Origin of the sequence: Phenylobacterium sp. (assembly GCF_036563285.1) — a bacterium.
GTDB lineage: Bacteria > Pseudomonadota > Alphaproteobacteria > Caulobacterales > Caulobacteraceae > Phenylobacterium.
In genome coordinates, this window is record NZ_DATCMR010000005.1 from 52,743 (window position 1) to 66,157 (window position 13,415).

14 protein-coding genes are annotated in these 13,415 nt (G+C 70.1%); 9 read left to right on the forward strand and 5 right to left on the reverse strand.

Features of this window, described 5'->3' with window-relative positions; translation table 11 throughout:
• Positions 1-3 precede the first annotated feature (3 nt).
• The 5 genes from VIL76_RS03490 to VIL76_RS03510 are packed head-to-tail and all read left to right on the forward strand — an operon-like array spanning position 4 to position 5,183.
• On the forward strand, positions 4-843 hold the full coding sequence (locus tag VIL76_RS03490) for a DUF6644 family protein (RefSeq protein WP_332043602.1): 840 nt from the start codon (positions 4-6) through the stop codon (positions 841-843).
• A gap of 14 nt (positions 844-857) precedes the next feature.
• Positions 858-2,450: a GMC family oxidoreductase gene (locus tag VIL76_RS03495; RefSeq protein WP_332043834.1), complete on the forward strand. Its 1,593-nt coding sequence runs from the start codon at positions 858-860 to the stop codon at positions 2,448-2,450.
• Positions 2,451-2,479: 29 nt separating this feature from the next.
• Positions 2,480-2,857, forward strand: coding sequence for an HAD-IIIC family phosphatase (locus VIL76_RS03500; RefSeq protein ID WP_332043603.1), 378 nt, complete (start codon positions 2,480-2,482; stop codon positions 2,855-2,857).
• Positions 2,854-4,464 carry a phosphotransferase gene (locus VIL76_RS03505; protein WP_332043604.1) on the forward strand — a complete coding sequence of 537 codons (1,611 nt, stop codon included), beginning with the start codon at positions 2,854-2,856 and terminating at the stop codon, positions 4,462-4,464. The genes VIL76_RS03500 and VIL76_RS03505 overlap by 4 nt, the downstream gene beginning before the upstream one ends.
• On the forward strand, positions 4,461-5,183 hold the full coding sequence (locus tag VIL76_RS03510) for a capsular biosynthesis protein (protein ID WP_332043605.1): 723 nt from the start codon (positions 4,461-4,463) through the stop codon (positions 5,181-5,183). Before VIL76_RS03505 ends, VIL76_RS03510 begins: the two co-directional genes overlap by 4 nt.
• Here VIL76_RS03510 and VIL76_RS03515 read toward each other — a convergent pair.
• The 3 genes from VIL76_RS03515 to VIL76_RS03525 all read right to left on the reverse strand — a co-directional run bounded on the left by VIL76_RS03515 (position 5,173) and on the right by VIL76_RS03525 (position 7,191).
• Positions 5,173-5,901, reverse strand: coding sequence for a ParA family protein (locus VIL76_RS03515; protein ID WP_332043606.1), 729 nt, complete (start codon positions 5,899-5,901; stop codon positions 5,173-5,175). The genes VIL76_RS03510 and VIL76_RS03515 overlap by 11 nt on opposite strands.
• Positions 5,902-6,040: 139 nt before the next feature.
• Positions 6,041-6,328: a hypothetical protein gene (locus tag VIL76_RS03520; RefSeq protein WP_332043607.1), complete on the reverse strand. Its 288-nt coding sequence runs from the start codon at positions 6,326-6,328 to the stop codon at positions 6,041-6,043.
• Between the two features lie 77 nt (positions 6,329-6,405).
• Entirely contained in the window at positions 6,406-7,191 is a 786-nt protein-coding gene (locus VIL76_RS03525; protein ID WP_332043608.1) for a competence/damage-inducible protein A, read from the reverse strand.
• A 54-nt stretch (positions 7,192-7,245) separates the two neighbouring features.
• On the opposite strand from VIL76_RS03525, the gene sfsA reads away from it, so the two are divergent.
• Positions 7,246-7,953: a DNA/RNA nuclease SfsA gene (sfsA, locus tag VIL76_RS03530; RefSeq protein WP_332043609.1), complete on the forward strand. Its 708-nt coding sequence runs from the start codon at positions 7,246-7,248 to the stop codon at positions 7,951-7,953.
• A gap of 394 nt (positions 7,954-8,347) precedes the next feature.
• On the opposite strand, the gene VIL76_RS03535 is transcribed toward sfsA, so the two are convergent.
• Positions 8,348-10,462 (reverse strand): S9 family peptidase, encoded by a 2,115-nt coding sequence (locus VIL76_RS03535; protein WP_332043610.1) that lies wholly within the window; start codon positions 10,460-10,462, stop codon positions 8,348-8,350.
• Positions 10,463-10,581: 119 nt separating this feature from the next.
• Between VIL76_RS03535 and VIL76_RS03540 the strand changes: the two genes are divergently transcribed.
• On the forward strand, positions 10,582-11,061 hold the full coding sequence (locus VIL76_RS03540; protein WP_332043611.1) for a hypothetical protein: 480 nt from the start codon (positions 10,582-10,584) through the stop codon (positions 11,059-11,061).
• 96 nt (positions 11,062-11,157) lie between these two features.
• Positions 11,158-11,982, forward strand: a complete 825-nt coding sequence (map, locus tag VIL76_RS03545; RefSeq protein WP_332043612.1) for a type I methionyl aminopeptidase — start codon at positions 11,158-11,160, stop codon at positions 11,980-11,982.
• Here map and VIL76_RS03550 read toward each other — a convergent pair.
• Positions 11,979-12,344: a hypothetical protein gene (locus tag VIL76_RS03550; RefSeq protein ID WP_332043613.1), complete on the reverse strand. Its 366-nt coding sequence runs from the start codon at positions 12,342-12,344 to the stop codon at positions 11,979-11,981. The two genes, map and VIL76_RS03550, sit on opposite strands and share 4 nt — an antisense overlap.
• A gap of 180 nt (positions 12,345-12,524) precedes the next feature.
• Here VIL76_RS03550 and VIL76_RS03555 point away from each other — a divergent pair, with 180 nt between their 5' ends.
• Positions 12,525-13,406, forward strand: coding sequence for an ABC transporter ATP-binding protein (locus VIL76_RS03555; protein WP_332043614.1), 882 nt, complete (start codon positions 12,525-12,527; stop codon positions 13,404-13,406).
• The last annotated feature ends 9 nt before the right edge of the window (positions 13,407-13,415 follow it).

A 13,415-nucleotide genomic window follows, 5' to 3' on the forward strand; every position in this document is an offset into this window, starting at 1 on the left:
GCCATGGCGATCATCCCTGACAACTTCAAACAGATCATCCCCTCCATCGAGGGCTGGATTGAAAGCCTGGCCACCCAACCGTTCCCGGTGGCGCTGCAGAGCTGGTTCGCCGTCATCGAGGTGTTCCACATCCTCGGGCTGTTCTGCCTCGCCGCGGCGGCGATCCTCGTCGGCCTGCGGCTGCTCGGCGTCGGCTTCGTCGAGGCGACACCGTCGTCCATCTACCGGAACACGCGGCTCTGGCTGCACCTGGGCGTCGTGCTGGCGATCGTCAGCGGCATCCTGATGGGGCTGTCGAACGCCTCCAAGCTCTATGACAACTCCGCCTTCCTCTGGAAGATGATCGCCCTCGTGGCGGGGGTGATCTTCACCTATGCGGTGCTGGTCCCCACGGCCAAGCGCGAGGGTGAAGTGAGCGGCGGAGCAAGGATCGGCCTGATCCTGGGGCTGCTCGTCTGGGTCCTGGCGCTGGTGGTCATGATCTCGAAGAAGGGCGGCAACGTCGCGATCTTCCACGTCATGTTCGCCTGCGCCCTGATCTCGATCTTCGCGCTCTATGGCGCTCTGCGCTGGATCATGCTGATCGGGCTCGTCGTCCTGGTGGTCGGGCTGCAGATCGCCACCCACGGCGTCGTCGGAGATCCGTTCACCGAGACCTGGATGACGGTCAACAAGGCCTGGATGTGGATCGCCGGCGTGTTCGTCTTCGGCCTCGCCGCCCTGAACATCTTCGGCCGCAGCGCCAGGCCGGGGACCACGACGCTCAGCCGGCTGGTGGGCTACGCCGCCATCCTGATCTGGGTGACGGTGGGTGCGGGCGGCCGCTGGATCGGCCTCACCTGACCTACGACTACGTCATCGCAGGGGCCGGTTCGGCGGGCTGCGTGCTCGCCAACCGGCTCTCGGCCGATCCCAAGGTCCGCGTGCTGGTCCTGGAGGCCGGCGGCAAGGACGACTGGATCTGGTTCCACATCCCCGTCGGCTACCTGTTCGCCATCGGCAACCCGCGCGCGGACTGGATGTTCACCACCGCCGAGGAGCCGGGGCTGGGCGGCCGGGCGCTCGCCTATCCGCGCGGCAAGGTGATCGGCGGCTCGTCGGCCATCAACGCGATGATCTACATGCGCGGCCAGGCGGCGGACTACGACGGCTGGCGCCAGCTGGGACTGGCCGGCTGGGGCTGGGACGACGTCCTGCCCCATTTCCTGAAGCACGAGGACCACATCGACGGGACGAGCCCCTTCCACGCGTCCGGCGGCGAATGGCGCGTGGAGCACCCGCGCGTGCGCTGGGAGATCCTCGACGCGGTGCGTGACGCCGCCGAGGCGGTCGGCGTGCCCAAGGTCTCCGACTTCAACACCGGCGACAACGAGGGCTCCTCCTACTTCCAGGTGAACCAGAAGGCCGGCCGCCGCTGGAGCGCCGCGCGCGGCTTCCTCAAGCCCGTCCTGCACCGCAAGAACCTGACGCTGGTCACCGGGGCGGAGATCGAGCGGGTGCTGTTCGAGGGCCGCAGAGCCGTCGGCCTCGCCTATCGCAAGGACGGCCAGCGACTGGAGGCGCGCTGCACCGGCGAGGTGCTGCTCTCCACGGGCGCGGTGGTCTCGCCCAAGCTCCTGGAGCTCTCCGGCGTCGGCGACGGCGAGCGGCTGCGCGGGCTGGGGATCGAGGTGGTGCATCACGCGCCGGGCGTCGGCGAGAACCTGCAGGACCACCTGCAGCTGCGGCCGATCTACAAGGTCTCGGGCGTGAAAACGCTCAACACCGAGTACCGCAACCTCTTCAAGCGCGCCTGGATGGGCATGGAGTACGCCCTGCGGGGCCGGGGACCGCTGACCATGGCGCCGAGCCAGGTGGGGGCGTTCGCGAAGTCCTCGCCGCGCTACGCCACCGCCAACCTGGAGTTCCACTTCCAGCCGCTAAGCCTGGACAAATGGGGCGACGGCCTGCACCCGTTCGGCGCCTTCACGGCCAGCGTCTGCAACGTGCGGCCGACCAGCCGGGGCTCGGTGCACGCCACGAGCCCCGATCCGGGCGCAGCGCCCAGGATCTCGCCCAACTACCTGTCGACGGAAGAGGACCTGCAGGTGGCCTCCGACGCCATCCGGCTGGCCCGGCGCATCGTCGCCGCCCCGCCGTTGGCGAAGTACCGGCCGCAGGAACACCGCCCCGGCCCGCAGCTCACGTCCGAAGCCGACCTGCGCCGCGCCGCCGGCGAGATCGGCACCACCATCTTCCACCCCGCGGGGACGGCGGCCATGGGTCCAGAGGGCGATCCCATGGCCGTGCTCGACGAGCGGCTGCGGGTGCGGGGCGTCCACGGCCTGCGCGTGGTCGACGCCTCGGCCATGCCGCGGATCGTCTCGGGCAACACCAACTCGCCCACCATCATGATCGCCGAGAAGGCCGCCGCCATGGTGCTGGAGGACCGGCGTCAGGCCGCAGGCTAGCCGCGCCAGAATCGCCCTAGCCTCTTCGCATGAAGCGGCTGGTCTTCGATCTCGACGGGACCATCACCCACGACGACGCCTCGGCGCCCTATGCCGAGCGCCGGCCGAACTTGGCCGTCGTGGAGAAGCTGCGCGCCTACAAGGCTGAAGGCTTCGAGATCGTCATCTGCTCGGCGCGGAACATGCGCACCTACGCGGGCGACATCGGCAAGATCAACGCCAACACCCTGCCGGTCATCCTCGACTGGCTGGCCCGGCACGACATCCCCTACGACGAGGTGCACGTGGGCAAGCCCTGGTGCGGGACCGAGGGCTTCTACGTCGACGACAAGGCGATCCGGCCGTCGGAATTCCTGAAGCTGGGCCACGAGGAGATCCACGCCCTGCTCGCCCGCGAGGCCGTGTGACCGTCCGGCTGATCATGTCGGGGGCCGTGGTGGGCCAGGAGCTCGCCGCCGAGTTCGGCCCCCTGCCGCCGGCCTTCCTGCCGGTGGGCGTCCAGCGTCTTTACGAGCTGCAGCTGAAGAGCCTGGAGGGCGCAGGCCCCGTCCACCTGGTGCTGCCGGAGACCTTCGCGGTCCCGGAGCACGACGCAACCCGGCTGGCCGAGCTCGGCGTCGAGGTCGTCCCGATCCCAGAGGGCCTGAAGCTCGGCGAGGCGGTGGTCTATGCCCTGAACGCCATCGGCGCCGGCGACGTCCCCGTTCACCTGCTGCACGGCGACACCCTGATCCCGGGCCCGCCGAAGGACCGCCACGACGTGATTGTCGGCGCCCCGCGCGCCAGCGAATACGCGTGGGCGGAGATGGAGACGGACGCGGCCGGCCGGGTCGTCTCGCTGGTCACCACCCCGGCGGGCGAGGACGGGCACGAGGACTGGCCGCTGGCCGCCGGCTACTTCGCCTTCGGCTCCGGGCTCGACCTGCTGCGCTCCCTGACCCGTCTGCGCGGGGACTTCATCGGCGGGGTGAACCACTACCTGCAGGGCCGCCCGGTACGGCTGGTCGAAGCCGCCGACTGGCTGGACTTCGGACACCTGACCACCTTCTTCCGGTCGCGCCTGGCGGTGACCACGGCGCGGGCCTTCAACACCGTGCGCATCGACGGGCTGACGGCGCGCAAGTCGTCGCATGACACCGCCAAGATGCGGGCCGAGGCCCACTGGCTGCAGGCGGCGCCCCCGCCTGTGCAGATCTACACCGCGCGCCTGCTCGGCTTCGGCCTGGAGCAGGGCCGGGCCTTCTACGAGACGGAGTACGAGTTCCTGCCGGTGCTGTCGGAGCTGGTCGTGCACGGCGACCTGCCGCGCAAGCCATGGCTGCGGATCATGGGATCGCTGGAAGACCTCCTCGCCGCCCTCGCCCGGGTCCGCGGCGAGGGCTCCGGGGACGCGGCGCTGCGGCGGCTGGCGGCCGAGAAGACGCTGGAGCGGCTGGACGCCTTCGAACGCGCGACGGGACAATCTGTGAGCGCCCCGATGCGCTACGCCGGCCGCCCCTGCCCTTCGCTGGTGGACATCGCCGAAGCCCTGGCGCCTGCCATGGACCTGGCCAGCGGACGGTTCGAATGCGCCATGCACGGGGACCTGTGCTTCTCCAACGTCCTGTGGGACAGCCGGGTGCGGCGCATCAAGGTCATCGACCCCCGCGGCGCCGTGCGCGAGTCCCCGTCGCTGTTCGGCGACCTGCGCTACGACCTCGCCAAGCTCGCCCACTCAGTGGTCGGCCGCTACGACCAGATCATCGCCGGCCGCTATCGCCTGGATCGCCACGGCGGCGACTACGCCCTGCAGTTCGAGCCGGTCGCCTGCCAAGCCTGGCTCGAGGGCGCGCTGGCGGACATGACGGTCGACGGCGTCGGCGGCCTCTCCGAGCCGGTGCGCGCGGTGATGGCCAGCCTGTTCCTGTCGATGCTGCCCCTGCACGCGGACCGCCCCGACCGGCAGCAGGCCTTCATCGGCAACGCCCTGCGGCTCTGGCAGGGCCTCGACGCCGGCCTCAAGGCGGCGGCGTGATCGTCATCCCCATGGCCGGGCGCTCGCAGCGCTTCCTCTCCGCCGGCTACCTGTCGCCGAAGTTCATGCTGGATCTGCACGGGGAGAGCGTCTTCGCCCACGCGGTGCGCAGCTTCCAGGAGTACTTCTGGAGCGAGACCTTCCTGTTCATCCACGCCGACGATCTGGAGGTGGCGGCGTTCGTGCGGCAGGAATGCGGACGGCTTGGCGTGCGCAACCTGCTCACCTGCGGTGTGGGCGCCACGGCCGGCCAGGCGGACACCGTGGCGCTGGGTCTCGACCGCTGGCAGGTGGCCCCGGACGAGCCGCTGACCATCTTCAACATCGATACCTTCCGGCCGGGCTTCACCTTCCCCGGCGGCCGGTTCAAGGACGCCGACGGCTGGCTGGAGGTATTCCGCGGCTCGGGCCCGAACTGGTCCTATGTGGAGCCGGCGCGCGGGCCGGAGCCTCGTGTCCTGCGGACCGCCGAGAAGCAGGAGATCTCCGAGCTCTGCTGCACGGGCCTCTACCACTTCGCCCGCAACCGCGACTTCCGCGCCGCCCTGGCCGCCGAGCGCCTCGCCCCGCAGGCCAAGGAGCTCTACGTCGCCCCGCTCTACAACCACCTGATCGGCCAGGGCGCGCACATCGCCTGGCGGCAGGTGGAGCGGCGCCAGGTCGTCTTCTGCGGAACGCCGGCGGAGTACGAGGCTCTGGAGCGGGCGCCTAGGCGGTAGGCTGGGTCAGCGTCAGCCCGGGACCTGCGGCCATCCAGGGCTTCTTCAGGTCGTCGTTGGCGCTCTTCACCCGGGCGGTGGCCTCGCCGTTGACGGTCCGCCACAGGAGGGCGAACAGCTCGCGGACCTCGGCGCTCGCCGAGCCGCCCTCGTCCATCTCCAGCACGGAGCGGCGGTGGGCGAAGGCCGACTGGTAGATCACCCGCGAGCGCAGGGCGACGGGGGCGACCGGCAGGCCGGCGAAGCGCAGCGCCTCGAACGCCTTCATGACCGCCGGCGGCTCCACGCCGTTGCGCGCGGGCGCGGCCTGGTTGAGCACGATCAGGCCGCGCCGTCCCAGCTGCTGGATGATCGCCACGGACCGCACGGCGGCGGCCAGGTCGAGGTAAGTGGGCCGGGCCACCGCCACGCAGAGGTCGGCCACCCGCACCGCCTCGGCCACGTCGGCCTCGGGGCAGGCGGGTGTGTCGATGATCAGCAGCTCGGCGCCGGCGCGGCGCGAGGCCTCGGCGAGCGCGAACAGCTTCGAGGCGCTGGTCTCCACCAGCAGCGAGGCGCCCTCCTCCCGCTCGCGCAGCACCTCGCAGGCGCTGCGCAGGGGATCGGCGTCGGCGAGGACGGCCTTGACGCCCATGGCGCGGGCGGCGAGCGTCAGGTTGATCGCGAGCGTCGTCTTTCCGGCCCCGCCCTTGCGGGACACCACGGCAAGCGTCTTCACGGATACGCCCCCTTCCCTGCCCCATCGCCACCGGGGCGCCTTCGCGGGCGCCCTCTCGCCCTGGATTAGTGCACAGACTTATCCACAGCGCAAAAGGACATTAGGGCGCGGCTCGGCGGCCGGCGGTGACGCGCGTCACTCAGGGTTCGATGGGGCGGTAGAACGGATCGCGGTTGCGCCGCAGGTACTCCATGTTCTCCCGGCTGTCGTGCCGGGCCTGCTCCAGCTCGCTCTTCTTGCTGCAGGTGCGCTTGGGGACCTTGGAGCCGAGCGGCTGCCGGGTCTTGCAGACCAGGGGGTCCTTCTCGGGCGCCTTGACCGTGACCCCTTCCACTTCCTTCGACGCAGGCGCGGCCGCGGGCGGCTGGGCCTGGGCGGCCGGCGCCTGGGCGAGCACGGTCGCGGCGGCGAGCAGGACAAGCAACATGATCAGTCCTCGGAGAACGCGTTGCGCCCGAGGCTAGCAGCGCCTCGGCGGGCCGCCTCATGAATTTCCTTCATGCGTCAGGCGGCGGGCTCGACCTCGCGGACGTTCTCCACCCCGGCCTGCCGGAGCGCCGCGGTCAGCTCGCCCACCACCGCCTCCACCTCGGCCGGATCGCGGCCGCGCAGCACCAGGTTCGAGCCGTAGCCGTCCGGCCCGAAGAACGGATAGCTGCCCAGCGACATCTGCGGGTGGGCCCTGGCCACCGCCTCCAGCGGCGCGGCGATCTGGCCCTCGCCCGAGCCCTCGACCCGCACCGTCCGCGAGACCGTCACCCGCCCGCCGCGCAGCCTGGGCCCCACGTCCTCCAGCATGCCGCGCATGATCTGCGGCACGCCGGCCAGCACGAAAACGTTGCCGATCGTGAACCCAGGCGGGCCCTGCACCGGGTTCTTCACCAGGTCGCCGCCCACCGGCACGCGGGCCATCCGCCGGCGCGCTGCGTTGAGCTCGCCGCCCCAGCGCCTCTCCATCATCGCCAGGATCTCCGGATGCTCCTCGAGCTCCACCCCGAAGGCCGCCGCCACCGCATCGGCCGTGATGTCGTCGTGGGTGGGCCCGATCCCGCCGGTGGTGATCACGTAGTCGTAGCGGCTGCGCAGCGCGTTCAGGGCTGCCACGATCTCCTCCAGTACGTCGGGCACCGTGCGCGCCTCCGCCAGGTCGATGCCCAGCACGCCCAGGTACCTGGCGATGTCGCGAAGGTTGGTGTCCTGCGTCCGCCCCGACAGGATCTCGTCGCCGATGATCAGGACGGCCGCGGTGACCCGCCCGTCCCCCTCACCTGCCTCTGGGCCACTCGCCATGCCGACGCGCCTCGCCTACATCCACCCGCCTACCAGAACGGACTAACCGCCTAGATGGACTTCCCGCAACCGCTCATCCCGGGCCGCCTGGTGCAGCGCTACAAGCGCTTCTTCGCCGACGTGGTGCTGGAGGACGGCACGCCGGTGACGGCGCACTGTCCCAACCCGGGCGCCATGCTTGGCCTGAACACGCCGGGCCTGCCCTGCTTCCTCTCGAGGTCCGACGACCCGAAGCGCAAGCTCGCCCACACGCTCGAGCTGGTGGAGGCCGACGGGGGCCTAGTCGGGATCAACACCATGCATCCCAACCGCCTGGTGGCGGAGGCGCTGGCGGCCGACGCCATCCCGGAACTCGCCGGCTACGCCACCCACCGGCGCGAGGTCCGCTACGGGACCAACTCCCGCGTCGACTTCCTGCTGGAGGCGCCGGATCGGCCGCCGTGCTGGCTGGAGGTGAAGAACTGCCACCTGCGCCGTGACGGGGCGCTGGCCGAGTTCCCCGACTGCGTCGCCGCCCGCTCGCTGAAGCACCTGAGGGAGCTCACCGCCATGGTCGAGGCCGGCCACCGCGCCGTCATGCTGTTCGTCGTCCAGCGCACCGACTGCGACGCCTTCGAGGCTTGCCACGACCTGGACCCCGCCTATGCGAAGGGCCTGCGCGAGGCGGCGGAGGCGGGCGTCGAGGTGCTGGCCTACCGCTGCGAGATCACGCCGGAACGGGTGGCGATCGCCGGCCGGATTCGGTGGCGCGGGGCGGCCTAGGAACCGGTCCTGGTCTCGTAGAAAACCGAAACAGGCCCCACCCTTGCCGCCCGCGTGAACACACGCGCTCTGGGATCGTGGGTGATAACGACCTGATTTGGGCCGCTCCATCTGAGAGCGGCCCACGGGCCGCCCCACGCCGCCGCCGGGGCCGCTCCATTGTCCGTGTCAGCGACAAAGGCGTTTCCGCCCGCGTCTGGCAACGGCTGTCCCGCATCCAGAATGGAAACCTGCGAGGAGAAGCCCGATGTCGCGCCGCAGCTACGCTCGAACAAGATGGCCTGCCGACCGCCTGGACCGCCGACGGACTCGATGATCGTGTTTTCGCACGCGGGACCAAGGCCACACCCTGACGCGCTCAGCGCTAGGCCAATGAGCGCGCAGAGTGTCGGCCTCACTTCACGCCGAGTTGGTCGAGCACGAAGGCGTAGTACTCCGCCTGCTCGCGGTAGCGCCGGAACCGCCCCGACTTGCCGCCGTGGCCGGCCTCCATGTTGACGCGGAAGACAAGCGCGTTCTGGTCGGTCTTGCGGTCGCGCAGGCGGGCCACCCACTTGGCGGGCTCGAAGTACTGCACCTGGCTGTCCCACAGCCCGGTGCCCACGAAGATCGCCGGATAGGCCTTCCGCGCCACCTGGTCGTACGGCGAATAGGCCAGCATGTACTTGTAGTACGTCGGGTCCTTCGGATTGCCCCACTCGTCGAACTCGTTGGTGGTGAGCGGGATGGTCTCGTCCAGCATGGTGGTCACCACGTCGACAAACGGCACCTGGGCCACGATCACGCGGTAGTCGCGCGGCGCCATGTTGGCGATGGCGCCCATCAGCAGGCCGCCGGCCGAGCCGCCCTGCGCCGCCACCCGGTCCTTGGCCGCGTACTTCTCCCGCACCAGGTGGCGCGTCACGTCGATGAAGTCGGTGAAGGTGTTGGTCTTCTTCAGCAGCTTGCCGTTGTCGTACCAGGCCCGCCCCATCTCCTGGCCGCCGCGGATATGGGCGATGGCGTAGACGAAGCCGCGGTCGAGCAGGCTGACCACCGACAGGTTGAAGTAGGGGTCCGTTGAGGAGCCGTAGCTGCCGTAGGCGTACTGGAAGAGCGGCGCCTTCCCGTCCTTCTTGAAGCCTTTCCGGTAGACCAGCGACACCGGGATTTTCGTCCCGTCGCGGGCCGTCGCCCAGACGCGCTCGGTGACGTACCGGGTCTTGTCGTAGCCGATGACCGGCGTCTCCTTCAGGAGCGTGCGGGCCTTGGTCTTCACGTCCAGCTCGTAGGTCGTGGTGGGCGTGGTCATCGAGCCGTAGGTGTAGCGGAGCTTGTCGGTGTCCGGCTCGGCGTTGGTGGCGAAGCCCATTGCGTAGGCGGCCTCCTCGGCGGCCACGAACTCCGACTTCCCGTCACCCCCCAGCACGCGCAGGCGCAGCAGGCCGCCCGAGCGCTCGCGGATCGCCGTGAAGCCGTTGAACAGGGTGAAGTCGTCGATGAAGACGTCCGCCTTGTGCGGCACGACGTCCGTCCAGCGGGCGCGGTCTCCGTTCGCCTGGGCGTCGGCCACGCTCATCAGCCGGTAGTTGGGCGCGTTCCAGTTGGTGCGGATCACCCAGCGGCCGTTGATGTGGTCGGCCTGGTAGAGGTGGTCGCGCAGCCGGGGCGCCACGACCTTGAACTCGCCGGGCTGAGCCGCGCTGGTGCAGCGCTGCTCGGTGGCCACCGTGCTCTGCAGGTAGATGCAGACGTACCGGTCGTCCCGGGTCCGCATCAGGCCGATGTAGAAGCTGTCGTCCTTCTCCTCGTAGACCAGCCGGTCGGCGCTGGCCGGCGTGCCCAGCACGTGGGCCTTCACCCGCTTCGACAGCAGGGTCACCGGATCCTTGTCGATGTAGAAGATCGTGCGGTTGTCGTCGGCCCAGGCGATGTCCGGCTCAGCCTTGGGAACGGCGTCCTCCAGCACCTTGCCGGAAGCGATGTCCTTCACCCGCAGCACGTACTGGCGCCGGCCCACGGTGTCGTCGGCCCAGGCGAGCAGCCGGTTGTCCTGGCTCACCACCGCGTTGCCGAGGCTGAAGAACCCCTTGCCTTCGGCCATGGCGTTCTGGTCGAGCAGCACCTCTTCCGGCGCGCCCATGTCGCCCTTGCGCCGGGCGTTGATGGCGTAGTCCTTACCGGTCTCGAAGCGCATGTAGTACCAGTAGCCCCGCTCCCGGTAGGGCACCGAGGCGTCGTCCTGCTTCACCCGGGCGACGATCTCCTCGTAAAGCCGGTCCTGCAGCGGCTTGGTGTGCGCCAGCAGGGCGTCGGCGTAGGCGTTCTCCGCGTTGAGGTAGGCGAGCATCTTCGGGTCTTTGCGGCTGTCGTCGCGCAGCCAGTAGTACTCGTCCTGGCGGGAGCCGGCCGGCGCCCTGACCTCGTAGGGCCGCTTCTCGGCCTTCGGCGGCGTGGGCTTCTCGGCGGCCGCGGACGGCGCGGCCGTGGCCAGCCCCGCGGCAAGCGCCAGCATTGCGAAACGGATCATCGATCCCCCTTTGATCTCGGCTTGGGCCGAAGCTGGCACGGCCGCGCGCGCAGCGACAACCCCTCGACGGCGAAGCCGGGGCTGAACCCCGCAGCGGACCGGAGCGTTCAGACGCCGTGATGCGACATCGACGAGCCCGCCATGCGCCCTTCAGCGCCTGCCCCGCGGCATGGGCGGCCCTGCCGCTGACCGCGACGCTCCTCCTGGGCGCCTGCGCCTCCGCTCCGGCCGCTTCGGCGCGCGATCCAGGCGGCACGCCGGAAGAGCTGGCTCGGCGCTGCATTGAGGAGGGCTGCTGGCATCCCCAGGTGCTCGGAGTGACCTCCGTCTACGACTGCGGCGGCGGACAGACGCTCCGCACGCGCTTCAATCCGGCGGCCAATCGACTGGAGCTGGACCGCGACGGCGCGCCGTCCGCCAGCCTCGCCCAACAGCAGCCGCCTTCCGACGTGCGCTACTCCAACGGCGATCTCACCTGGACCGTCACGCCCGGGCAGGCGGTCCTGACCTCGGCGTCGGAGGCGGGGCTGCGCCTGACCTGCCGGCTTGTTCGCCTCGAGCAGGTCGCCGGCGAAGGGATTCGGGTGGTCGGCCCCTAGAACCCTTCGGCCCGCGGCGGCGGCCGTTGAAATCCCGTGCTAGCATTGCGACATAGGCCCGAAGCGGCGCACCCTCCTCGCGCTGCGGAGCATCCCATGTCCCAGACCGACGTCCTCGAATCCGAATACCGCACCGGCCAGATCAAGATCCACACGGCCGAGGACTTCGAAGGCATGCGCCGAGCGGGCCGGCTGGCGGCCGAGTGCCTGGACATGCTGACCGAGCACGTCGTGCCGGGCGTGGTCACCGACCACCTCGACACCCTGGCCCGCGAGTTCATCCTCGACCACGGGGCGATCCCGGCCTGCCTGGGCTACCGCGGCTACACAAAAACCACCTGCATCAGCCCCAACCACATCGTCTGCCACGGCATCCCCGGCGAGCGGACGCTGCGCGAGGGGGACACCGCCAACATCGACGTCACCGTTATCGTCGACGGCTGGCACGGCGACACCAGCCGGATGTACGGCGTCGGCGTCATCGCGCCGCGGGCCAAGCGCCTGATCGACGTCACCTACGAGGCGCTGGAGCGGGGCCTGGCGGCCGTGAAACCCGGCGCGCGGACCGGCGACATCGGCCACGCCATCCAGTCCTACGTCGAGAGCATGCGCTGCTCGGTCGTGCGCGACTTCTGCGGCCACGGCGTGGGCAAGGTGTTCCACGACGCGCCCAACATCCTGCACTTCGGCCACAAGGGCACGGGCGAGCTGCTGCGGCCCGGCATGTTCTTCACCGTCGAGCCGATGGTGAACCTGGGCAAGCACCCGGTGAAGCTGCTCTCCGATGGCTGGACGGCGGTGACCCGCGACAAGTCGCTGTCCGCCCAGTGCGAGCACTCGGTCGGCGTCACCGAGGACGGCGTCGAGATCTTCACCGCCTCCCCGGCCGGCCTGTTCAAGCCGCCGGTGACGACCAGCTAGTTCCCCGGCTTCTCCTCGGCGGCCTTGCGCTCCAGGACCAGCGGAACCACCAGGGAGCCGCGCGTGTAGGTGCCCTCGAGCTTGCCGTTCTTCAGCACGCCCTCGAAATCGCCGGCCGAGGTGAGGCTGACCTTGTACTTGCCGTCGGCCTGCTGGACCTGGCCCTTGATGCCGTAGCGGGCCTCCGCCGGGCTGTCGCCAGTGACCTCGGAGCCCAGGTGGAACACCAGCGGCAGGCTCTGGTCGCGGACCTTCACATAGCCCTGCCAGTCGCCCGCCACCTCCGCGGGGGCCGCCGTCTGCGCCGCCGCCGAGCCGGCCATCGCCAGGGCCAGCACCCCGGCCGCCATCATCGACCTCATGTCGAACCTCCCCGATCCATTGCACGCCTTGGGCGCGTCTAGGGCCGAGCTTACGCCCACGGCGGGGCGGCCGCCATAACATTGATATCCCAGGGTTACACCCGCGACCAAAGGTTACGGGAAGCTCACTTGCCATGCCGGGCGACGCCTTGCAGCTTCGCCTCCGAGACGGGGGACGACATGCTTTCCATCAAGAACCTGACGCACGTCTATGCGAACGGGACGCGCGCGCTCGATGGCGTCGACCTGGAGATCGGCACCGGGATGTTCGGCCTGCTCGGGCCGAACGGGGCCGGCAAGTCGACCCTGATGCGTTCCATCGCCACGCTCCAGACGCCTTCGTCGGGCGAGATCCGCTTCGGCGACATCGACGTGGTCGCCCAGCCGGAGCAGCTGCGGCGCACCCTGGGGTACCTGCCGCAGGACTTCGGGGTCTATCCGCGGGTCAGCGCCTACGACATGCTCGACCACATGGCGGTGCTGAAGGGCATCGCCTCGGCCAAGGAGCGCAAGGAGACCGTCGAGGCCCTGCTGCAGCAGGTGAACCTCTGGGACGTTCGCAAGAAGGCCGTGGCCGGCTACTCCGGCGGCATGCGCCAGCGGTTCGGCATCGCCCAGGCGCTGATCGGCCAGCCCAAGCTGATCATCGTCGACGAGCCCACCGCCGGCCTGGACCCCGAAGAGCGCAACCGCTTCCTCAACCTGCTCGCCGAGATCGGCGAGAACGTGGTGGTGATCCTCTCCACCCACATCGTCGAGGACGTCTCGGACCTCTGCCCGCGCATGGCGGTCCTGGCCGGCGGCAAGATCCTGAAGGAAGGCGCCCCATCCAAGCTCCTGGACGAGCTGAAGGGCCGCGTCTGGACCAAGACCATCGAGCGCACCGAGCTCGACGCCACGCGCGCCAAGCACGAGGTGATCTCCACCCGACTGGCCGCCGGACGCACGGTCGTCCACGTGCTCGCCGACAAGAAGCCCGGCGCCGGGTTCGAGCCGGTCGAGGGCGGCCTGGAGGACGTCTACTTCTCCACCCTGGCCGCCTCGCGGCGCGTCGCCGCCTAAGCCAAGGAC